The organism is Streptococcus sp. HMSC076C09 (genome assembly GCF_001837905.1).
Classification (GTDB): domain Bacteria; phylum Bacillota; class Bacilli; order Lactobacillales; family Streptococcaceae; genus Streptococcus; species Streptococcus parasanguinis_I.
In genome coordinates, this window is sequence record NZ_KV834640.1 from 27,568 (window position 1) to 46,611 (window position 19,044).

The 19,044-nt window shown below is 41.3% G+C and carries 23 protein-coding genes and 2 tRNA genes; all 25 read right to left on the minus strand.

Translation table 11 applies throughout. The annotated features are described in order from the left end of the window. Position 1: 1 nt before the first annotated feature. Entirely contained in the window at positions 2-1,099 is a 1,098-nt protein-coding gene (locus HMPREF2704_RS03990) for a sensor histidine kinase (RefSeq protein WP_070845749.1), read from the minus strand. Then, positions 1,096-1,836, minus strand: coding sequence for an ABC transporter permease (locus HMPREF2704_RS03995; protein ID WP_070845751.1), 741 nt, complete (start codon positions 1,834-1,836; stop codon positions 1,096-1,098). Before HMPREF2704_RS03995 ends, HMPREF2704_RS03990 begins: the two co-directional genes overlap by 4 nt. Further along, on the minus strand, positions 1,805-2,722 hold the full coding sequence (locus HMPREF2704_RS04000; RefSeq protein WP_070845753.1) for an ABC transporter ATP-binding protein: 918 nt from the start codon (positions 2,720-2,722) through the stop codon (positions 1,805-1,807). The genes HMPREF2704_RS03995 and HMPREF2704_RS04000 overlap by 32 nt, the downstream gene beginning before the upstream one ends. 72 nt (positions 2,723-2,794) lie before the next feature. After that, positions 2,795-2,986 carry a hypothetical protein gene (locus tag HMPREF2704_RS04005; protein WP_014712940.1) on the minus strand — a complete coding sequence of 64 codons (192 nt, stop codon included), beginning with the start codon at positions 2,984-2,986 and terminating at the stop codon, positions 2,795-2,797. Positions 2,987-3,121: 135 nt separating this feature from the next. Then, positions 3,122-3,676 (minus strand): SP0191 family lipoprotein, encoded by a 555-nt coding sequence (locus tag HMPREF2704_RS04010; RefSeq protein ID WP_023919327.1) that lies wholly within the window; start codon positions 3,674-3,676, stop codon positions 3,122-3,124. Positions 3,677-3,959: 283 nt separating this feature from the next. Next, positions 3,960-5,624, minus strand: a complete 1,665-nt coding sequence (locus tag HMPREF2704_RS04015; RefSeq protein ID WP_061591343.1) for a DAK2 domain-containing protein — start codon at positions 5,622-5,624, stop codon at positions 3,960-3,962. A gap of 2 nt (positions 5,625-5,626) precedes the next feature. After that, on the minus strand, positions 5,627-5,992 hold the full coding sequence (locus HMPREF2704_RS04020; RefSeq protein ID WP_003004393.1) for an Asp23/Gls24 family envelope stress response protein: 366 nt from the start codon (positions 5,990-5,992) through the stop codon (positions 5,627-5,629). Between the two features lie 142 nt (positions 5,993-6,134). Continuing rightward, positions 6,135-6,323 (minus strand): 50S ribosomal protein L28, encoded by a 189-nt coding sequence (gene rpmB, locus HMPREF2704_RS04025; protein ID WP_001140948.1) that lies wholly within the window; start codon positions 6,321-6,323, stop codon positions 6,135-6,137. A 118-nt stretch (positions 6,324-6,441) separates the two neighbouring features. Next, on the minus strand, positions 6,442-7,137 hold the full coding sequence (locus tag HMPREF2704_RS04030; protein WP_013904689.1) for a LiaF transmembrane domain-containing protein: 696 nt from the start codon (positions 7,135-7,137) through the stop codon (positions 6,442-6,444). A gap of 4 nt (positions 7,138-7,141) precedes the next feature. Further along, on the minus strand, positions 7,142-7,588 hold the full coding sequence (locus HMPREF2704_RS04035; protein ID WP_049505908.1) for a LytTR family DNA-binding domain-containing protein: 447 nt from the start codon (positions 7,586-7,588) through the stop codon (positions 7,142-7,144). 296 nt (positions 7,589-7,884) lie between these two features. Continuing rightward, the gene (locus HMPREF2704_RS04040; protein WP_049506410.1) at positions 7,885-8,196 is read right to left on the minus strand and encodes a LiaF transmembrane domain-containing protein; all 312 of its coding nucleotides are present in this window, start codon (positions 8,194-8,196) and stop codon (positions 7,885-7,887) included. Positions 8,197-8,395: 199 nt separating this feature from the next. Then, positions 8,396-8,468, minus strand: a tRNA-Thr gene (locus tag HMPREF2704_RS04045). 100 nt (positions 8,469-8,568) lie between these two features. Beyond that, positions 8,569-9,354, minus strand: a complete 786-nt coding sequence (locus HMPREF2704_RS04050) for an ABC transporter permease (RefSeq protein ID WP_049506409.1) — start codon at positions 9,352-9,354, stop codon at positions 8,569-8,571. Position 9,355: 1 nt separating this feature from the next. Then, a complete protein-coding gene (locus HMPREF2704_RS04055; RefSeq protein ID WP_049506408.1) occupies positions 9,356-10,174 on the minus strand; it encodes an ABC transporter permease in 819 nt (272 codons plus the stop codon). Position 10,175: 1 nt separating this feature from the next. Next, positions 10,176-11,168: an ABC transporter ATP-binding protein gene (locus HMPREF2704_RS04060; protein WP_049506407.1), complete on the minus strand. Its 993-nt coding sequence runs from the start codon at positions 11,166-11,168 to the stop codon at positions 10,176-10,178. Between the two features lie 380 nt (positions 11,169-11,548). Beyond that, positions 11,549-11,956 (minus strand): hypothetical protein, encoded by a 408-nt coding sequence (locus HMPREF2704_RS04065; RefSeq protein WP_014712923.1) that lies wholly within the window; start codon positions 11,954-11,956, stop codon positions 11,549-11,551. A gap of 53 nt (positions 11,957-12,009) precedes the next feature. Beyond that, positions 12,010-12,408: a hypothetical protein gene (locus tag HMPREF2704_RS04070; protein WP_021154464.1), complete on the minus strand. Its 399-nt coding sequence runs from the start codon at positions 12,406-12,408 to the stop codon at positions 12,010-12,012. Between the two features lie 37 nt (positions 12,409-12,445). Beyond that, the gene (locus HMPREF2704_RS04075) at positions 12,446-12,793 is read right to left on the minus strand and encodes a hypothetical protein (protein WP_024055414.1); all 348 of its coding nucleotides are present in this window, start codon (positions 12,791-12,793) and stop codon (positions 12,446-12,448) included. 66 nt (positions 12,794-12,859) lie between these two features. Then, a complete protein-coding gene (locus tag HMPREF2704_RS04080) occupies positions 12,860-13,414 on the minus strand; it encodes a histidine phosphatase family protein (RefSeq protein ID WP_024055415.1) in 555 nt (184 codons plus the stop codon). A gap of 51 nt (positions 13,415-13,465) precedes the next feature. Then, positions 13,466-14,404, minus strand: a complete 939-nt coding sequence (locus tag HMPREF2704_RS04085; protein ID WP_049506405.1) for an alpha/beta fold hydrolase — start codon at positions 14,402-14,404, stop codon at positions 13,466-13,468. Positions 14,405-14,488: 84 nt separating this feature from the next. Beyond that, positions 14,489-15,370: a class II fructose-bisphosphate aldolase gene (locus HMPREF2704_RS04090; RefSeq protein WP_003004573.1), complete on the minus strand. Its 882-nt coding sequence runs from the start codon at positions 15,368-15,370 to the stop codon at positions 14,489-14,491. Positions 15,371-15,714: 344 nt separating this feature from the next. Continuing rightward, entirely contained in the window at positions 15,715-16,167 is a 453-nt protein-coding gene (locus HMPREF2704_RS04095) for a hypothetical protein (protein WP_024056238.1), read from the minus strand. Between the two features lie 80 nt (positions 16,168-16,247). Next, positions 16,248-16,333, minus strand: a tRNA-Leu gene (locus HMPREF2704_RS04100). Between the two features lie 124 nt (positions 16,334-16,457). Beyond that, a complete protein-coding gene (locus HMPREF2704_RS04105; RefSeq protein ID WP_024056237.1) occupies positions 16,458-18,071 on the minus strand; it encodes a CTP synthase in 1,614 nt (537 codons plus the stop codon). A gap of 173 nt (positions 18,072-18,244) precedes the next feature. Continuing rightward, positions 18,245-18,940 (minus strand): B3/B4 domain-containing protein, encoded by a 696-nt coding sequence (locus HMPREF2704_RS04110; protein ID WP_024056236.1) that lies wholly within the window; start codon positions 18,938-18,940, stop codon positions 18,245-18,247. Between the last annotated feature and the right edge of the window lie 104 nt (positions 18,941-19,044).

Sequence of the window (19,044 nt, forward strand, 5' to 3'; positions counted from 1 at the left end):
CTTATTTCCTTTCTTGATAGGGGATCCGTATTTCTATCCGGGTCGGCTTGTGTTGATGACTGATCTCCAGCTCTCCTCCCAACAAGGCAATCCGTTCGCGAATCGAGTGCAGGTCTTTATCGGAGACTGTGGCAAAGCCGATGCCATTATCTTCTGCGACCATTTCCACACCTGTCTCGGTGGAGCGATAAGAGAGAAGGGCCTGCGTCGCTTTAGCGTGTTTGATCATATTGGTAGCTAATTCCAGAGATACCATGGCCAGAGTAGATTCTAGAATCGGCGAGATGCTGGCTGTATCAAGCTCATTTTGAATCTCAACTTTGATTTGAGCCACTTCCAGCATTTGCTTGACGGTTTCTAGCTCTCTTGCCAGGGTTCGCTGCTTCAAGTTCTCCACAATCTCTCGGACTTGGTGCATGGACTCTTGACTAATGGCTTGAATCTCTTGCACCTGGGCCTGGGCCTTTTCAACCTGACCCAATGCTAAGAATTGATCAGCCAGGTCTGCCTTGACACTGAGCATAGCAAAGGTGTGGCCCAGACTGTCATGTAGATCACGGCCAATCCGATGGCGCTCGTTTTCTGCTAGTAAGAGATTGATCTGGGCGTTTTGCTTGGCATGGTCAGCTTTCAACTCTTCCATCATCTCAGCCCGGGCCATACTATAGGTCATAATCGCGATGAACAAGCAGATGATCAGTACAAAAAGCCAATCATTTTCTCTCATCTCCCTATTAAATAACAGGGCTCCAAAAAGGATCAGTAGTGATCCAACAGCCGTCCAAAGAAAGGGCGAGCGAAAATCGCGAATCCCTAAACGATAGAGCAAAATATTGCTCAGATAATAGTAAAACCAACAAAAGCTAGTTCCAACAAAAAAGGTATTTCCTGCAATATAAAGTAGAAGATAAATCCAAAAAAGCCAGGTCAGTTTCTTATTTTCAGTAATGAGGATTCCTAGATAGCTTATCATAAAGAAGATGGCTAAAAAGAAATGCCACCAGGGAATCTGCCCTAAGAAAATAGAAGCAAAGGGAAAGGCCATAAAGATTAAGCCTACGTAAAACATATGGTGAATATGTTTGAGTTTTTCAATCATGAACGAACCTCAGAATGACGACGATAGACGATAACAAGGGCAAACAAGACCAGGGTAAACAAAGTTAAATAGACACTCGCAAAGACATTGACCTGCCCCTTGTTTAAAAAGGTCTTGATCAGTTCCATCAATTGATAGGTTGGTAGGCATTTGCCGATGGCTTGCATCCATTCTGGAAAGAGGCTAATGGGCATCCAAAGACCACCCATGACAGCCAGCCCCATGTAAAGGAGATTGCCCACAACAGACATCAATTGACTGGAAGGAAGCAGGGTCAAAACCAGACCGAGAGCCACAAAAGCTAGACTTCCTAGGATGAGAATAAAGGCTGCTAAGACCCAATCCTGTAGGGGCATATTCACATGCCGCACCACATGGCCCACGGTAAAGACAACTACAATCGATAGGAGAAAATCGACAAAGAGACCCACAACCTTTATTAGATAATATTCTACCATAGATACGGGGGTATGGCGCAAGACTTTTTGCCAATTATTGAGTCGATCGGTTTCAAGAACGGTTGGAAAAGAAAAGATAGCCGTAGACATCATAGAAAATGCCGTCATAGAAAGGAGATAATCCCTCATAAAGTGAGCGGGTGCCCCTGGTGTGTCCTGGTACATCCCTGAAAAGAAGAGATAAAAGGCCGTGGGCATCCCAATTGATAACAAGTAATAAATGGCTTGGCGACTGGTCAAATGCCACTCAACCACGCCGAGAGCTTTCATGCGTTTCATCTTCTCTACCTACTTCCTTTGTATTTTCAAAAATAGAATCCAATAAACTTCGATTGGTTACTTCGATTTCTTGGATCGAACATCCTTCTTCTTGCAATCGCCTCCACAAACGATTAGCATCCCGTGTCACAACCTGAAGAGCATCGGGTTTAATGACCACTTCACCAATGTCTTCCATCTCTGCCACTAGAGCTTGGTAGCGCAAAGGCAGGGTAAAATGTTTTTCTACCTCTTCGCTTCTCATAGCTAGCGGCGTCGTATCCCGAAGCAAATGCCCCTGATGCAAGACCAAAATTCGATCGGCCGTGTGCTCTACTTCCTCGATGTAATGTGAAGAATAGACAATGGTTACACCTTCTTCCTTTAAATGCCCAACAATCTCCCAAAAGCGTTGGCGAGTGGACGTATCCATCCCCGCAGTTGGCTCATCTAAGAAAAGTAAGCTAGGACGACCAATCAAGGTTAGAACAAAAGATAAGAGACGCTTTTGACCACCAGACAACTTACTAGCCAATTGCTTCTTTTGTTCTGAGCTAAAACGTAATAAATCATCGATTTCTTCCCCTGTTAAGGGTTGGGGATAAATAGAGCGAAAGAAGTTGATCAGTTCCTGCACGGTTAACTTTTGAACGATGGAATTCTCTTGAGGGAGATAGGACACACTAGCCTTTAACTGAGGATGACCAGGTGCCTTCCCCTCTACTTCAATAATCCCAGAAGTCGCCTTCCTATCTCCCAGAAGACAGTTCATCAAGGTTGTTTTCCCAGCTCCGTTTGGCCCGATCAAGGACAGACAATCCCCCCGTTCAACTGCAAAAGAAAGATCTTCTAAAATGACTTTTCCTTTGATACTTTTTTTCAAGTTCTCTACTCTAATGACGCTCATGATACTCTCCTTTCAACCAGGCTTAAACGGCCGGAATGATGGCAAAAACAACCAGGGTTACTCCCGTTGTTTTCATTGCTCCATCTCCTTTTTAACCGCCTTGATCATTTTCAATCCTTCTTGAACCGCCCAGCTCATGATGCCAATCCCAGCAAATAATTCCCAAGGAAAATGGTAATAGAGACTATCATCCTTTGAAAAGATCAAATAGACGACCATCCCCACCACTGTTAACGTAAACACTTTATAGAACCATTGTTTCATTTTTCCTTACCTCTTACTTTCTGACTATATTATAGCGAAAGAAAATAACAGCCACTAGATAATTTTGTCACTCGCTCACATGACAAAAGTCACTAAAAAAAGCCAAGTGACTTCACTCGACTTTTTCTATTCTTCTTACTGACCTTCTTCTTTCATGCCATGCAGTTTCAAGGCCTTGACCAAGGCATCTGCCTTCATGTTTTTCAAATCATTGAGACCAGCATCTTTGAAGTAAGAAATTTCTTCTAGAGACTTGGCGTCAATTTGGTTGAGGTCAATCACACTGGTTGAGAGCAATTTTTTCTCTGGGGTGACTGTGTATTCCAAACTAAAACCGGGAACGGTTTTTAGCTTCTTATAGTCTTCATTTTGTTCCAGCAAAGCTTGAATGGCTGCTGTGAGCTCTTCAGGTGACTTTTCTGCTGCGATGGTCCCAAGTTGTTGGGGCAGATCAGCCGTCACTTCGATGCGAAGGTTTTCAACCTTATCTCCCTTAGACTTGATGATATCCCGGTGTTTTGTTCCATTGATATCTCCTACTAAGGTTGTGGTTTTTTCTTCATTTTTTACTTCTTTTTTAACAGAGGAACTGCTAGATGAGCTAGCGGTTGTAGTTTTCTTTGTTTGGGATTGCGAACAACCAGTCAATACCAAAATGGCTAGCCCAAGGGTTACAAAAAATTTCTTCATTTTTATAACTCTCCTTTCACATACTGATACCAGTATAACATATCGCGTCTTTCTTGTCTAAAAACTCCACTGCTCAAACCATTTCCCCCTCATTTCAAGCTTTTCCATTTGAATAAAAATCTGATGAATGTGAGACTTTTTGCAGAAACTCCTTTTTCTCACGAATAAAGCCTCAGTGGAGGGTTCACTTCAGTCTCAATCCCTCTGAATCACGCTGATTTCATAGGGAATCTCCTCATTTTTCTATATACAAAAAAGGTTCCGAAAGGAACCTTCTGTTCAATTATTCTACACTAAACAAGTATGGGTAGACTGGTTGGCCTCCTTGGTGGATTTCCACTTCTACATCCTCATACTTCTCAGCAAGGGCTTGGGCTAATTCGTTTGCCAACTCCTCACTGCCGTCTTCACCGACATAGATGGTCACAATTTCACTATCTTCATCCAACATATGAGCGAATGTTTCTTCCAAGGTTTCCAGCATATCTGGATTTGAAACAACGATTTTGCCATCGACCATTCCAAGATTATCATTTTCATGGATTTCAAGCCCATCAATAGTGGTATCGCGAACCGCTGTTGTCACACTACCAGACACAACATCGCCCAATGAAGCGCTCATGCGTTCGTAGTTTTCTTCGATCGACTTGCTTTCATCAAAGGCAAGAAGACTAGTCAATCCTTGAGGGATGGTCTTGGTCTCAACAACTGCTGCAGGTTGATCAATCACTTCTGCTGCAGATTGAGCAGCCATCAAGATATTTTTGTTGTTTGGCAAGATAATAATGTTGCGTGCATTCAACTCTTCAACCGCTTTGACAAAGTCTTCTGTTGATGGGTTCATGGTTTGACCACCAGAGATGATGTAATCCACTCCTTGCGCTTTAAAGATATCAGCCAATCCGTCACCCGCAACGACTGCGATGATGGCATATTCTTTTTCTTCAACTGGCTTCGCTTGGCGCTCTTCTTTTTCAACTTGCGCTTCGTGTTGGTTGCGCATGTTGTCGACTTTGACCTTGACCAAGCTTCCGTACTTAAGACCTTCTTGCATGACAAGACCTGGATCTTCTGTATGGACGTGAACTTTGACAATCTCATCGTCATTCACCACCAATAGGGAATCCCCAAGGTTGTTCAAATAGTTACGGAATTCATCGTAATCGAAGTCTTTGACATAGGTTGGACCTTGTTTCAAAGCGACCATGATTTCTGTACAGTAACCAAACTTGATGTCTTCAGTAGCCACATGACCAGCAACTGACTTGTGGTGCTCTGCATTGATCATTTCTGACATGGTTGCAGGTGTTGCTTGGAACTCTTCAGAAGCAATGAATTCACCTGTCAAGGCTGACAAGAATCCTTCATAGATGAAGACCAACCCTTGACCACCAGAGTCTACCACGCCAACTTCTTTCAAGACTGGCAACATATCTGGAGTCTTCGCAAGAGCTGTTTTAGCTCCTTCAAGAGCTGCACGCATGACTTCTACTGCATCGTTGGTAGATTCTGCTTTTTTCTTGGCCCCGATAGCTGCCCCACGAGAAACCGTCAAAATGGTTCCTTCAACCGGCTTCATAACGGCTTTATAAGCAACTTCTACACCAGACTGGAAGGCTGCTGCAAGTGCTGCTCCATCCAATTCTTCTTTGTCTTTGACACTTTGAGAAAATCCGCGGAACAATTGAGAAGTGATGACTCCTGAGTTCCCACGCGCACCCATCAAGAGACCTTTAGCGAAGATCCCTGCCGCTTCTCCAACAGTTGATGCAGAACGGTCAGATACTTCTTTGGCCCCATTTTCGATGGTCATTCCCATATTAGTCCCTGTATCTCCATCTGGTACAGGAAAGACGTTCAAAGAGTTTACATATTCCGCTTGTTTATTTAAGCGCGTAGCCCCCGCTTGAACCATTTCTTGAAATAAACTTGTAGTAATATTAGCCACGATTATTCTCCCACAATCTTGATATTTTGAATATAGACATTCACAGTATCCGTAGTGATTCCAAGTTGATTTTCCAAACTAAATTTCACACGTTCTTGAATATTTTTTGAGACTTCGCTAATCTTTGTTCCATAGCTCAAAACAGTGTAAACATCAACTGCGATAGTTCCTGCTTCCGTTGTTTTGACAACAACACCTTTAGAGAAGTTTTCTTTCCCTAGGAGGGCTTGGAAATTATCTTTGATCGCATTTTTGCTGGCCATTCCAACCACACCGAAGATCTCAGTAGCGGCACCGCCTACAACAGTTGCGATAACCTCATCAGTCAATTCAATTTGACCGTCCTTTGTATTGATTTTTACTGTCATAATTTCTACCTCAAAAGTATTTTATATTCTATTTTACCATAAAAGAGGTCAACTGTAAAAGGGTAGGGACTATTCTTCTCCCGCTGTGACAGCTGTCTCTAGAGAAAAAGAAAAGAACCTCTATGAGGTTCTATATTCTTTATTAAACGCGTTCTACTTTACCAGATTTCAATGCACGAGCTGAAGCCCAAACTTTTTTAGGTTTACCATCGATAAGGACAGTTACTTTTTGAAGGTTTGGTTTTACGGCACGTTTTGTTTGGTTCATAGCGTGTGAACGGTTGTTACCTGATACAGTCTTACGACCTGTGAAATAACATACTTTAGCCATTTCTGTGTTTCCTCCTATTAGATCTAATATAACGGATGTGCTAGCACCACATACCGTACTATATTACCAAAAAAAATCTCTCTTGGCAAGCTTTTGGCCAAAGTTTTTCATTTCAGACTTAAGAAAACGAATTCGCTCCGACATAGATAATTTCCAGATTTCCTAAGGAAACATCGCCCGTAATGTAGAAATCCTTGCTTGTCAGAGCACTTGGATTTTCCTGATGTTGGATCGCTGAGAGGGAATTATCCACATTTACATGGACACGCCAATCACTTGGTACATAGAGACTCAAACTTCCAAGGGAAACATCGACAACAAACTGAGCAGATGGACCCTCGATGCGGCAATTGTCAAAATAAACCGATGCTTCTCCCATACTCACATCTGCACTTCCGCGGGTAAAGTGTTGGTCATTGAGATATTTTGTCACTGTTGAAAAAGTGACATCAATGTCATTGCCATCCGACTTACTCATGGACCCAGCAGAATAGGAAGCTAGGCGGGCTTTTGTTTTCTTAGAGGGTTTAAACAAAATGTTGAGCCCAATCACAGCGAGAATTGAGGAAAGGATGACAACTGAATTTGAAACTGGGAGGAAATGGTATTGCCCATTGAGACAAAAGAGGGCTAAAAGTCCATAGATGAAGCCCCAACCAAAATGGCGTTTTAAGAAACTAGAGAGGGACAGAACGGCAAGCAAGGTAACCCAAGCTAAGGTCCAGATGCTGATGTCCCATTTTACAAAATAGCCCTGTAAAAGGATTAAGGCTGCTAAAAGGATTAAGAATACTCCAATTAATTTTTTTCTCATGATATTACCTCATTTCATTTAGTCGTTCTTTTAAGAGTTGATAGTAGCGTCTAGATACGTGAACCTGCTTATGGGTCTGGTAGAAATTGACCGTGCTGGTCCCTGAAAAAGACTTTTCTAGAGAATAGATCTGCTTTGCGTTGACAATGGTGGATTTGGAAATTCGACAAAAGGCGATGGGAAGTAGCTCCTCCAACTCATAGAGCTTCTGTTTGACCTCATAGGCCTCGTCCTTGGTGTGTCCAAAAATCTTCTCCCCGTCCGTCTCAAAAAAGAGGATAGATGCCAAATCCAGAAAATACTCACTTCGATCCTTGTAGAAGGCCAAAGGAGCGACCTTTTGTTCTAGGATTCTCTCTTGCAGCTGGGTCAATTCCGGGGTCAAGCGCGGAGCTCGAATCAAGATCTCAGGCTCATCCGTTGATGGATCCAATTCGATTCTAACTTTCATAAAACTCCTTTCCCAACGTTTTGATAGTACCATTATAACAGCTGTTGAAAACAAAACAAGGGCTTTTCAGTAAGTGGCACGTTTTCCCCATCAAGAGGTAGTTTTTGAGAAGTAAAGAGGCTGGGACAAAAGTCCTAGCCTCTCAATTATTTTTGGATTGTCGAGCAAGACGCAGTGGTTGAGTGGGCTCTACTACGCTGATTTCATCAGCTTTTACAGCCCTACTCAACTGTGCGGAGGTGGGACGACGAAATCGAATTCTAACGAATTACCGATTTCTGTCCCACTCTCTTTCTTTATTTGTTGCTATTCTTATCCGGTAAAAGAAAACTAAGACCCACGCAAGCAAGGACACCCGCTGTGATCACTAAGCCATTTGAAACCGGCAAGAGATCGTAGATCGCGTTTGCAATCATCAGAGCAATTAAAGCACAGATGACACTTGCCTTGTAGTCCTGTTTCAACAGATTTTCAAGCGTAAAGAAAGCAAATAAGAGAACGGGGAATAAAGGCCAGATATTCACATCGATCTTTGGAAAGCCAACCATTCCCATTGTGACAACCGCAAGAGCTGCCAGAATAAATCCAAGTCCAAGTAATTTTTTCATCATCGTATACCTCGTTTTTATTAATTGGAAGTATTGCTTCCTTTGATGATTCTATGATAGCAAAGAGCCCCTATGGAGACAAGGACTTTTGACTAAGCGGTCAAAAATGGCGCCTATGCGGTCAAAAAAAGAGCGAGACAGAACGAATCGGTTATCACCATCATTCGTCGTCTCGCTCCTTCAAAGCCGTTTCTTCCTATGCCGATTGCAGGGATCGAACCTGTGACCTACGCGTTACGAGTGCGTTGCTCTACCAACTGAGCTAAATCGGCGATTACCTTCTTAGTATAGCACTCTGAGAATAGATGTCAAGAAATTTTCATCTCCATTAGAAAAAGCCTTTCCTGAGACAAGGCTTTGAGATTCTTCCTATTACGAACCCGCACTTTCGTAGGCATCTAAGCCCTTGTCCCATAGTTTCAAAGAAATAACAAAGAAGACAAGGGAAATTAGAATCAAACCACCAATGTTAAAGAGCCCATCCTTGTCCTGCAAGAAATAACTGGCAGGATAGTAAGCCGTAAAGGCGAAAGGTACAATAAAGCTAATTAACCAACGAAGGAGCGAATTGTAAATAGAAATAGGATACTTGGCAAAATCATTAAACATATAGAAAATGTAAATCATGGCACCTGACTGCTTGGTCCAAAAAGCGATGCTAGCTGTCGCGATTTTTAAAGAAGTATAAATCAAGGTCGCAAAAGGAATACAGACTAGAAAAATCAGGAATTTTGGAAGAGTCCAAGAGATGCTAGTTACTGTTGTTCCTAATAGAATGCCACCGACCAAGAGTTCACCCAAGGCATCAATCTGAAAGGTCTCAACCAGAATATGAAATAGGGGATTGATAGGACGAGTCAGATACTTGTCAAACTCCCCTTTTCGAACTAGTCGTTGACCTAAAGCCCAGAGATTGTCAAAAAAGAGATGATCTAGTCCCTTTGGAATTAAGGAAAATCCATAGATAAAGGCAATTTCTTGAAAAGTCCAACCTTCTAGGGAGGGAATGTGTTGAAAGATGACATTGAGAAACAAGAGGTTCAGGCCTTGAGTCAGAAAGACTCCCAACACACCAACCACAAAATCTACCTTGTATTCCATGATTTGCTTGATGTACTGTCTGATAAAAATCAGATGCATGCGTTGATATTTTTTCATACTAACCTCCCTGAATGGTGATAAATGACTGGACTCGTTTCCAAATCAACTGAGACAAGCCCACCATCACTATAAGCCAGAAAAGCTGAAGCAAAAGTGCTTGAAGAATCTGACTAGCATCGTATTTCCCAACAATAATCATGACCGGAGTGTAAATTAAGGATGAGAAAGGTAAGAAGGACAGAATATCTGAAATGACCTTTGGAAAGAAAGCCAAGGGAATCAAACTCCCAGACATAAAGGCCACTATGGAAGTCTTAAGTAGGTTGGAACCCCAAAGATTTTTAAATACAAAGGCTGAAAATCCAAAGCAGATATTAAAGAAAAAGTTAATCAGATAAGCCAGAGTTAAGCTAAAGAGATAAAGGACAGTTAATCCCAGCACCTCTAGAATACCTTGCCCAGATAAGATTTTTATCAAAACAATGACACTTAAAAATGGCAGGCCAACAGAGATAAAAATCAACCACTTGGAGCCAAGTTCGGTGAAAAGGTAAGAGGCCGCAAAATGCACTGGTCTCAGCAAGCGCATGATAATGGAGCCATCCTTGACCTCCTCCCCAATCATAAAGGAGCTATCAGACCTGGTCAACAGATTGGTCACAAAACTCATGATGATGTAGAGAGTGATATCTGCCATACTGAAGCCCTGAATCAAAGGCTCCTGAGAGGAGTCAAAGACTGCCTTCCAGAGATAAAAGGCCACAAAAGCCCCCATGACATCACCAATCCGATAGAGAATAAAGTTGACTCGATAGGTAATCAACTCCTGAATCCCCGCATTGATAAAGGGTTTATAACGTCTCCACAATTTGACCATCTTAGAGCTCCTTTCGGTAGAAGCGACGGATAATATCTTCAATATTCGTATCTACCATCTTCAAATCACGGACCTCAAAATCAGATAAGGTTTGCTTGATAATATCGGCCGACTGGTAGCGGGAACTATCGAATTCAATATTGAGAGTATTTCCTTGTCTATCAATGGACATATCAGGCAAGCCCTCATAATGAGAGAGGAGATGATTTTGACCTGGCGTCAGGTCAAAGGAGAGAGTCTTCATCTTTCCAAAGGTCTCCTTGAGCTGGCTAACCGTTCCATCAAAAATCTCTTGCCCCTTATCAATCATAAAAATCCGATCACAGAGTTGCTCAATATCACTCAAATCATGAGTAGTCAAGAGAATAGTTGTCTCTTCCTCCTGATTAATCTGGGTAATGGCCCGACGAATGTTGTCCTTGACCGACACATCCAAACCAATAGTCGGTTCATCTAAAAAGAGAACTTTGGGATTGTGAAGCAAGGAAGCCGCAATATCCGCCCGCATCCGTTGACCTAGTGAAAGAGTCCGCACAGGATCCTTGATAAATTCCTTCAAATCCAAAACTTCATTCAAAAAGTCCATACGCTTATGGAAAAGCGAGTCCGGTACATCATAGATCTCTTTCAAAACCGTGTAGGTCTCTTGCAGAGCCAAATCCCACCATAACTGGGTGCGTTGTCCGAAAACGACTCCAATATCCTTGACATAATCTTGGCGATTATCCTGCGGAATCTTGCCGTTAATCCGACAAAAACCAGATGTCGGTTTTAAAATCCCTGTCAGCATTTTGATGGTGGTTGACTTCCCAGCACCATTTGCCCCGATAAATCCTAAAATCTGCCCTTTTGGAACTTCAAAAGTTAAATCCTTGACCGCTTCAAAGGTCTGCTTTTCAGGATGAATAAAGGAGCGCAAGGCTCCCTTTAAACCCGGCTCCTTAACTGTCTTCACAAAATTTTTCCGAAGATGTTGCACTTCTATCATTGCCATATCTATCTCCCTATCGTAAGAAGCAACATTGTATTTTTGACCACAAATATTCTAAATCCTTACTTTCTACACTTTCTAAATATTATTACAGAAGGCTTTATACCAACCTATTATAATCCAATAAAAAAAGGAATGCAAGCGTTTGCTTATTGATTATGAAATGAGAAATTTTTCTCTTAAAATAATACTTTTAAGCAAAAATTCTGGTTTCATCGTTTCCTTAAAATACCAAAAAAACTGCCTTCTTTTTCAACATAAGGAAAGAAAGCCCTAATAACACCCTTTTATAGTGCAAATGTCTACGGAAAACAAGTGTTAATTTATATCGAAAATTTTTATCCCTAAGAAAAGATAAAAAGGTGATGCTGCATCACCTCCCTCTACCAAGTTAAGTCTTCAATCATGCTTCTTACTTGTGAATCAAGAGTCTTATCCTTCTTCAGTTCTCCAACCAAAGTCTGAATCTGCCGGACTAGATTTGGATCATTGTCATTATAGCATCGATGAAGCATCCAGATGTTATGCACAGTTGGACTTTTTAGAACTGACTCCATCAATAATTCCTCATAGCCTTGATGATAAAATCGCTCCACAAAGTGAACCAACTCACCTGGAGCTCCAAAATCTACTTCTGGATGCTTGGAAATAAAGTCTAAGACGGGGTCAACCAAATCAAAGGGTTGAGGGTAAGCCTCCATGGCATCTACAATCTCGTCTGCCAACTCAAATTCTTGGTCTTCAGTAATTGCATCATGCAAAGCAACTAACATATCATCTTTAGTAAGCATCTGATTCTCCTTTTCAACTTTTCCATATCATTATTCGTTTTTGAACTTCTTCTTCACTCATCAAACCTTGTTCGTAAGTAGTTTTCCAACTCCTTTTGGGATAAATCACTAGGAAGTTCAAACACATACTCATAACCTTCATCACAAAAGGAAACTTTCTCTTCAGGTGGAAACCATTTCCGAAGCCAGATGATATAGGAGGCATAATCTTGTAACCTGTTCGTTGAATCAAAGTAATCAATCACAAAAACATTTTTCTTGCTACTCAGTGAACTTTCCAAAGTAAGCTGAGGACTTTGATAATCCCAAGAAAGCGAGTAAGCTTTTTCAGGATTCGTCCTTTCTCTGATCAAAATACCTGGAAATTTTTCTCTCAAAGCAGTACAAAAGGCTTGTAAATCTAGGAATATGGGGTCTTTACTCTCAATAAAGACAAAATCAGCAGTACTCATCAGTCTCTCTCCTTCTTTTTAAAACTGAAAACAGACCTTAACCATCAATGGCAAAATTCTCCAGACTCTCAAATGCCTGCCCCTGATAGTCAAAAGAAAAGATATGAATATCATCAAAAGTTTGATCGCAGAAAGTAACGGTTTGTCTTTCTGGCTCGATGATGGGTTTACCCAATTTTTCAGTAGCTTCTTCATCTGTGAAATACCCATAAAATTCTTGTAAATGAGGCAGTATAAATGCAAGAATACGGTAAAGATTTTTATGGTAATTGGCTGCAAGCAACTGAGCTTCCATCTCAAAGTTTCCACTTGGTTTTTCTTCCCAAGCTACAAGAACATCATCTACTTCATGTAGGTAGGCTTGCAAGGACTGATCGAATATCATGGCTATTTTTCCTTCAATTCTATTTGTAATAACAGAAAATAAAATCACATAGATTGAACTAAATGATTACCTAGATGTAACTTTCATAATTCTTTTCACACTCTTATCTTTGTCAACTAGAAAGCAATCTGGAAAAGTCATCTGTCCCCATTTTTTATAATCAAAACTTGAATCAAAATGATTGATTAAGATTCCTAGCAAATTTCCATGAGAACTCAGTAAAATGGTTTTATCTGAGTACCTTTCTTCCAAGTCCTCAAATAAATCTAAAATTCTATTTAATGCTTCTCGATTGGACTCTCCTCCAATAAGAGATTTATCTGGATTTTGCCATAAATATTGAATTGTTTTTTCAAACTCAGTATCTTCAATAAATCTTGAGGATAATTTTCGCTCTCGTAACCGATTATCAAGAACTATTTTATCAAATTGAATTGGCGAGCTATTAATCGTTTCAAATGCTCGTTTATAAGGACTAGAAAAATAATAATCAATATTAAAAGAATTCAAAAAATCTAACTGATTAAGAGATGAAAATCCTTTTTCTGACAAAGTTCTATTAAAATCATCACTTGAAAATCTTGAATGAGCATGTCTAAGTAAAATATAAGAATTATTCATAAGTCATTACCTTTCAATTATTATCATCAGTCTCAATGGATTTTTAAGCCCTCAATTATTCTCTAAAAATTCTTTAATGCGAGAAACAATAGCATCGCTTTGATAATGATAGAGGTCGTGAGGCGCATCCATATAGTCGACTTGAACATTAGACTGGTCGCTTGCAAATCTCTCTGCATAAAGTTGCCACTCTGATTGGCTAAAGGTCGTGCCTTCACCGTTAGAAACCAGGAGTAAGGCTGGAATTTTCGGATTAATGCTAGATGGAACTTTCTTGGCATTTTCCTTTGCCAAACGCGATTCATGAAACATAGCTTGTGACATCAACTGCTTATAAGCTAGAAGTTTATATTGTTTTCGTTCACTTTCGATCAGAGTTTGATTTTTTATATATAAGGACTCAGGAAAGTAGCGTAATAAGCCAATCTTGCTGCTCCAATATGCCACAGTGAGCAAGGTCTGATTCTCCTTTAAATCTTCATAACTTGATGGCAATGCCCAATCTAAACCAATCAAAGCTTTCACTTCATCAGGAAACTTCTCCTGCCAAGCAAGACTCTCTAAACTAGCCATAGAATGCGAAATAATCACATAAGGACCTGAAACATGAGCTTGCGCCAAAGCTTGACGGGTCTCAGAAAGGACCTCCATCACATCTCTTGAACGATCACTATCTTCACTAAAACCATATCCTGCTCGCTCCACGACAACAACCTTGTATTTTTTGGATAGGGGATCTGATAGATTCTTAAAGTCTAGGATAGGAGAGGCGATACCTGCACCGGAAAGAAAAACGATTGTTTGAGGTCCTTCTCCTTTAACAGAGACATTCATTCGATGTCCATTGACTGTAACTTGTTTACCAATGGGTGTGAGAAGCTTACTTTCATTTCGTAAACTAAATTGATGAAAAACAAATGTAGCACCTAAAAAGATCAGGAGAAAGCCACAAACGATCCAGCTCCACAGTTTGAATTTTTTCATAGGCATATTGTACAAAAATTAACCCCTGGAAGCAACCTTTCCCAAACAAAAAAACAAGATCCACATGGGACCTTGCTTTCCTGTTTTTAATTAAGCTTTGCCTTCTGAACCGAATACGTCGATACGTTCTTCAACAGCTGCAGTAATTGCTTCGAAACCTGGTTTCAAGAATTTACGTGGGTCGAAGAGTTTCTTCTTGTCGTATTCTGCTTCGTTTGCATCGTATTCACGTACGAATTGACGAGTAGCATTTGCAAATGCGATTTGGCATTCAGTGTTCACGTTAACTTTTGCAACACCAAGTTTGATAGCTGCTTGGATTTGATCATCAGGGATACCTGATCCACCGTGCAATACGATTGGGAATCCTGGAACAGCTTCAGTCAATTTTTGCAAGTGGTCAAGGTGAAGACCTTTCCAGTTTGCTGGGTAAGGACCGTGGATGTTACCGATACCTGCCGCCAAGAAGTCGATTCCTGTAGCAACCATTGCTTTAGCGTCTTCGATTGGTGCCAATTCACCGTCACCGATGATACCGTCTTCTTCACCACCGATAGTACCAACTTCAGCTTCTACTGAGATACCTTTAGCATGAGCTTTTTCAACGACATCTTTCGCCAATTTAAGGTTTTCTTCAACTGGAAGGTGTGAACCGTCAAACATGATTGAAGTGTAACCAGCTTCGATACATTCAAGAGCATCGTCGTAGTGACCATGGTCAAGGTGAATAGCAACTGGTACAGTAATACCCATTGATTCTACAAGGTTTTCAATAAGGGCTTTACATACTTTGTAACCACCCATGTATTTAGCAGCACCCATAGAAGTTTGGATAAGTACTGGAGCTTTCTTAGCTTCTGCTGCACGCAAGATAGCTTGAGTCCACTCAAGGTTGTTTGTGTTAAATCCACCAACTGCATAACCATTGTCACGAGCTGCTTGGACAAATTTTTCTGCTGAAACGATTGCCATTTGTTATAGGCCTCCTATAAATTTTTATGGGGTTAATCCCACTTACATTGTTTATTTTATCACTTTTTAGATGAAATTGCTAGTTTTTCCTGTGTCTTTAAGCGCTTTCTTACGATAAATAGGGTGGAATCTCCTAACTCCTAAGACTTTCATCCTAGCAAATAAGGAAAAGAGAGTGGGACAAAAGTCCTAGCCTCTCAATTATTTTTGGATTGTCGAGCAAGACGCAGTGGTTGAGTGGGCTCTACTACGCTGATTTCATCAGCTTTTACAGCCCTACTCAACTGTGCGGAGGTGGGACGACGAAATCGAATTCTAACGAATTACCGATTTCTGTCCCACTCTCAATTCTCTTCTTTAAAATTTTTTAGTGAAAGGAGAAAGGCAATCCCGCAAATCACAAGGAATACCGCTGCAACCCATTGAGAATAGAAATAAGCAGCAAATAATTGACTGTCGGTGAACATTTTTCCAAGAAGCCCGTTTACCAATCTAAAAAGAAAAGGAAAGGTGTCAGGTACAGCAAGAAATATCGCAACAAGTAGAATAAAGCCTGCCATCAAGAAAAGATTGGGAATCCACTTTTTAATCCTTTTCTCTTTTCTGAGCAAACACTTAGAAGCAATCGCTGCTAGAAAAACGAGGACATTCCATATGTTTAAGGCAATAAAATATCTAAAAGTATCCTTGTATGCGCCTATCGCCATAGCTAAAATCATGATAGGACCGAAAAAATTAATGGCACTTCCCAATAGTGCAAAGAGGCCATCGACCAAAACCAGATACTTCTTCTTCATTTTCTCACCTCATCTCACACCTATTCTACCACAAAGAAATTTGAAAACAAAAAAAGATAGCCAAAGCTATCTTGATCCGATGCGGAGAGAGGGACTTGAACCCTCACGACCTAAAGCGGTCACAGGATCCTTAGTCCTGCGCGTCTGCCAATTCCGCCATCCCCGCGATTGAGTACTTTACTAGTATATCAATCAACAACTTTTTTGTCAAGATTTTTTTCAAACTTTTTTCAGGGTTTGTCATTTTTTCACAAAAAGGGATCAGGTTTCTCGACCTGATCCCTTGATTTTTATTTGCTATCGTGGTTTTCAACTGCCGCTGTGATAAAGGCTGTGTAAAGTCCTTCTGGGCGGTTTGGACGGCTTGACAATTCTGGGTGGTATTGGCAAGCAACAAAGAATTTGTTTTCTGGGATTTCAACGATTTCGACCAAACGGTTGTCTGGTGAAACGCCTGAGAAGACAAATCCTGCTTCTTCGAACTGTTCACGGAAAGCATTGTTAAACTCATAACGGTGACGGTGGCGACGTTGTACCACTTCTTGATTGTCATAGGCAGCTGCTGCTTTTGATCCTCGTTTGAGTTTAGAAGGGTAAAGACCGAGACGGAGCGTTCCACCCATGTCTTCCACATCGATTTGGTCCCGCATGATATCGATAATTGGATACTTGGTTTCTGGATCCAATTCGGATGAATTAGCCCCTTCCAAACCTAAAACGTGACGGGCAAATTCGATACAGGTTAACTGCATACCCAAGCAGACACCCAACATTGGTACGTCCTGTTCACGCGCATACTTGATGGCTTGAATTTTTCCTTCTGTTCCCCGTTGACCAAAACCACCTGGGACAATGATCCCATCCGCATCTCCAAGGAGTTCTGCCACATTCTCAACAGTCACATCATTGGCATTGACCCAATTAATCTTGACCTCTGCATCATTGGCATACCCTGAGTGCTTCAAGGCCTCAACGACAGAAATGTAGGCATCTTGCAATTCTACGTATTTTCCAACCAAGGAAATCTTGACCTGCTTCTTGAGGTTCATGACCTTGTCGACCATTGCAGACCATTCTGTCATATCTGCTGCAGGAACATCCAATTTCAAATGGTCACAAACGATTTGGTCCATATTTTGTGCTTGCAAGTTCAATGGGATTTGGTACAAATGTTCCACATCCAGTGATTCAATGACAGCTTCTGGTGCCACATCACAGAATTGAGCCAACTTGTTCTTAATTCCTTGACCAGCTGGTTTTTCTGTACGGATGACCAACATATTTGGTTGAATTCCAAGACCACGCAATTCTTTCACAGAGTGTTGGGTCGGCTTGGTTTTCATTTCTCCCGCAGCCTTCAAGTAAGGTAGAAGAGTGGTGTGGATGTACATAACGTTTTCAGCACCAACATCTGCCTTCATTTGACGTAGAGCTTCAAGGAATGGAAGGGACTCAATGTCTCCAACTGTTCCCCCGACTTCTGTGATGATGACATCTGAATCCGTCGTCGTCGCTGCCCGTTTGATCTTCTCTTTCAAGGCATCTGTGATATGAGGAATGACCTGTACAGTTGCTCCCAAGTATTCTCCACGACGTTCCTTACGAAGGACCTCACTATAAATTTTCCCTGTCGTTACATTTGAGTACTTATTCAGATTGATATCAATAAAGCGTTCATAGTGACCAAGGTCCAAGTCTGTCTCTGCACCATCGTCTGTGACAAATACTTCCCCGTGTTGGTAAGGACTCATCGTCCCTGGGTCGATATTGATATAAGGGTCAAATTTTTGGATGGTCACTTTCAATCCACGATTTTTAAGCAAGCGACCAAGACTTGCTGCGACAATCCCTTTCCCGATGGATGATACGACACCACCTGTGACAAAAATATATTTTGTTGACATGTGCTTTCCTCTTCTTCTAATGTTGTAGAGGCCATTCCTCTTTGCAGAAAAAACAAAAATAGCTCCCTAATCCTTAGGGAGCTCCGACCTCAAAATGAGGTGCCCGAACAATATCTTACCGCAAATGGATTACTTTGTCAAATTGAAAAATTCATGAAAATGATTTTCGCTGTTTACACGACCTTTTCCACTCCATTTTGTGTGACGAGAAATTTCTCAAATTGAAGCTGAGGCATGCAAAGAGCAAGGTCCTTGTGGATTCGTTCTAGCGCTTCTAAACGCATCTCGACTGACGTCTCGGTATTTCCTTGGATGACAAAGAGAGCGTTTTGCGTAGTCTCCTCAAATTTGTAATGGTCACTATCGCGTACATCCAACCAAGCCAGAACTCCTTTTTGATCTCTATAGACGGGATCTGTCGGTGCTACATGCTTTTCGCTAGAAAGGATGGGGAAGAAGAGATCTTCTCTTTGACTCACTGTAAATTCAATCGGCCCCTCAATCTTATCTAGGTCATGTCCTCCGATCGCGAGAAAAGACTTCAGCGATTCGACATTATAGATATCGATGATGCTATTGATCTGAGGCAGAGCACCACGATGCTGGATGTTTCGGATAAGAGCAAGGACTGTTGGTGGATTTTTCTTGATGCTACGCCCTACTTTTTGCAAGAGGTCTGTATAGCCTTTGATGACAGGGGATGCCGCTACTTCTTCTGTTTGACACTGGAGCGCCCATTGTTCAACTGCTTGCTTCTTTTCAAGAAAAGAAGGGGGCAGGACTGCTTGGGGATCCACATTTCTAGCAATTCCGACCACAACCGTATCAATACCAAGAGCTACTAAACTTTGATCTAAATGAAAGTCCATCTGAATACCTCCTATTTGGGAATCCTTACACGTTTATCATACTCCATTTCGCCACTTTTTTCAATGCAAACAAAAAGAGAGTGGGACAGAAATCGGTAATTCGT

Excerpts from the sequence above, each read along its gene's own strand:
- HMPREF2704_RS04080 (WP_024055415.1), bottom strand. The coding sequence starts at position 13,414 with ATGAATAATTCTTATATTTTACTTAGACATGCTCATTCAAGATTTTCA.
- HMPREF2704_RS04055 (WP_049506408.1), bottom strand. The coding sequence starts at position 10,174 with ATGGTCAAATTGTGGAGACGTTATAAACCCTTTATCAATGCGGGGATT.
- HMPREF2704_RS04110 (WP_024056236.1), bottom strand. The coding sequence starts at position 18,940 with ATGGACTTTCATTTAGATCAAAGTTTAGTAGCTCTTGGTATTGATACG.
- HMPREF2704_RS04095 (WP_024056238.1), bottom strand. The coding sequence starts at position 16,167 with ATGAAGAAGAAGTATCTGGTTTTGGTCGATGGCCTCTTTGCACTATTG.
- HMPREF2704_RS04075 (WP_024055414.1), bottom strand. The coding sequence starts at position 12,793 with ATGATATTCGATCAGTCCTTGCAAGCCTACCTACATGAAGTAGATGAT.
- HMPREF2704_RS04030 (WP_013904689.1), bottom strand. The coding sequence starts at position 7,137 with ATGAGAAAAAAATTAATTGGAGTATTCTTAATCCTTTTAGCAGCCTTA.
- HMPREF2704_RS04060 (WP_049506407.1), bottom strand. The coding sequence starts at position 11,168 with ATGGCAATGATAGAAGTGCAACATCTTCGGAAAAATTTTGTGAAGACA.
- HMPREF2704_RS04085 (WP_049506405.1), bottom strand. The coding sequence starts at position 14,404 with ATGCCTATGAAAAAATTCAAACTGTGGAGCTGGATCGTTTGTGGCTTT.
- HMPREF2704_RS04040 (WP_049506410.1), bottom strand. The coding sequence starts at position 8,196 with ATGAAAAAATTACTTGGACTTGGATTTATTCTGGCAGCTCTTGCGGTT.
- HMPREF2704_RS04035 (WP_049505908.1), bottom strand. The coding sequence starts at position 7,588 with ATGAAAGTTAGAATCGAATTGGATCCATCAACGGATGAGCCTGAGATC.
- HMPREF2704_RS04000 (WP_070845753.1), bottom strand. The coding sequence starts at position 2,722 with ATGAGCGTCATTAGAGTAGAGAACTTGAAAAAAAGTATCAAAGGAAAA.
- HMPREF2704_RS03995 (WP_070845751.1), bottom strand. The coding sequence starts at position 1,836 with ATGAAACGCATGAAAGCTCTCGGCGTGGTTGAGTGGCATTTGACCAGT.
- HMPREF2704_RS04105 (WP_024056237.1), bottom strand. The coding sequence starts at position 18,071 with ATGTCAACAAAATATATTTTTGTCACAGGTGGTGTCGTATCATCCATC.
- HMPREF2704_RS04010 (WP_023919327.1), bottom strand. The coding sequence starts at position 3,676 with ATGAAGAAATTTTTTGTAACCCTTGGGCTAGCCATTTTGGTATTGACT.
- HMPREF2704_RS04090 (WP_003004573.1), bottom strand. The coding sequence starts at position 15,370 with ATGGCAATCGTTTCAGCAGAAAAATTTGTCCAAGCAGCTCGTGACAAT.
- HMPREF2704_RS03990 (WP_070845749.1), bottom strand. The coding sequence starts at position 1,099 with ATGATTGAAAAACTCAAACATATTCACCATATGTTTTACGTAGGCTTA.
- HMPREF2704_RS04065 (WP_014712923.1), bottom strand. The coding sequence starts at position 11,956 with ATGCTTACTAAAGATGATATGTTAGTTGCTTTGCATGATGCAATTACT.
- HMPREF2704_RS04050 (WP_049506409.1), bottom strand. The coding sequence starts at position 9,354 with ATGAAAAAATATCAACGCATGCATCTGATTTTTATCAGACAGTACATC.
- rpmB (WP_001140948.1), bottom strand. The coding sequence starts at position 6,323 with ATGGCTAAAGTATGTTATTTCACAGGTCGTAAGACTGTATCAGGTAAC.
- HMPREF2704_RS04020 (WP_003004393.1), bottom strand. The coding sequence starts at position 5,992 with ATGACAGTAAAAATCAATACAAAGGACGGTCAAATTGAATTGACTGAT.
- HMPREF2704_RS04005 (WP_014712940.1), bottom strand. The coding sequence starts at position 2,986 with ATGAAACAATGGTTCTATAAAGTGTTTACGTTAACAGTGGTGGGGATG.
- HMPREF2704_RS04070 (WP_021154464.1), bottom strand. The coding sequence starts at position 12,408 with ATGAGTACTGCTGATTTTGTCTTTATTGAGAGTAAAGACCCCATATTC.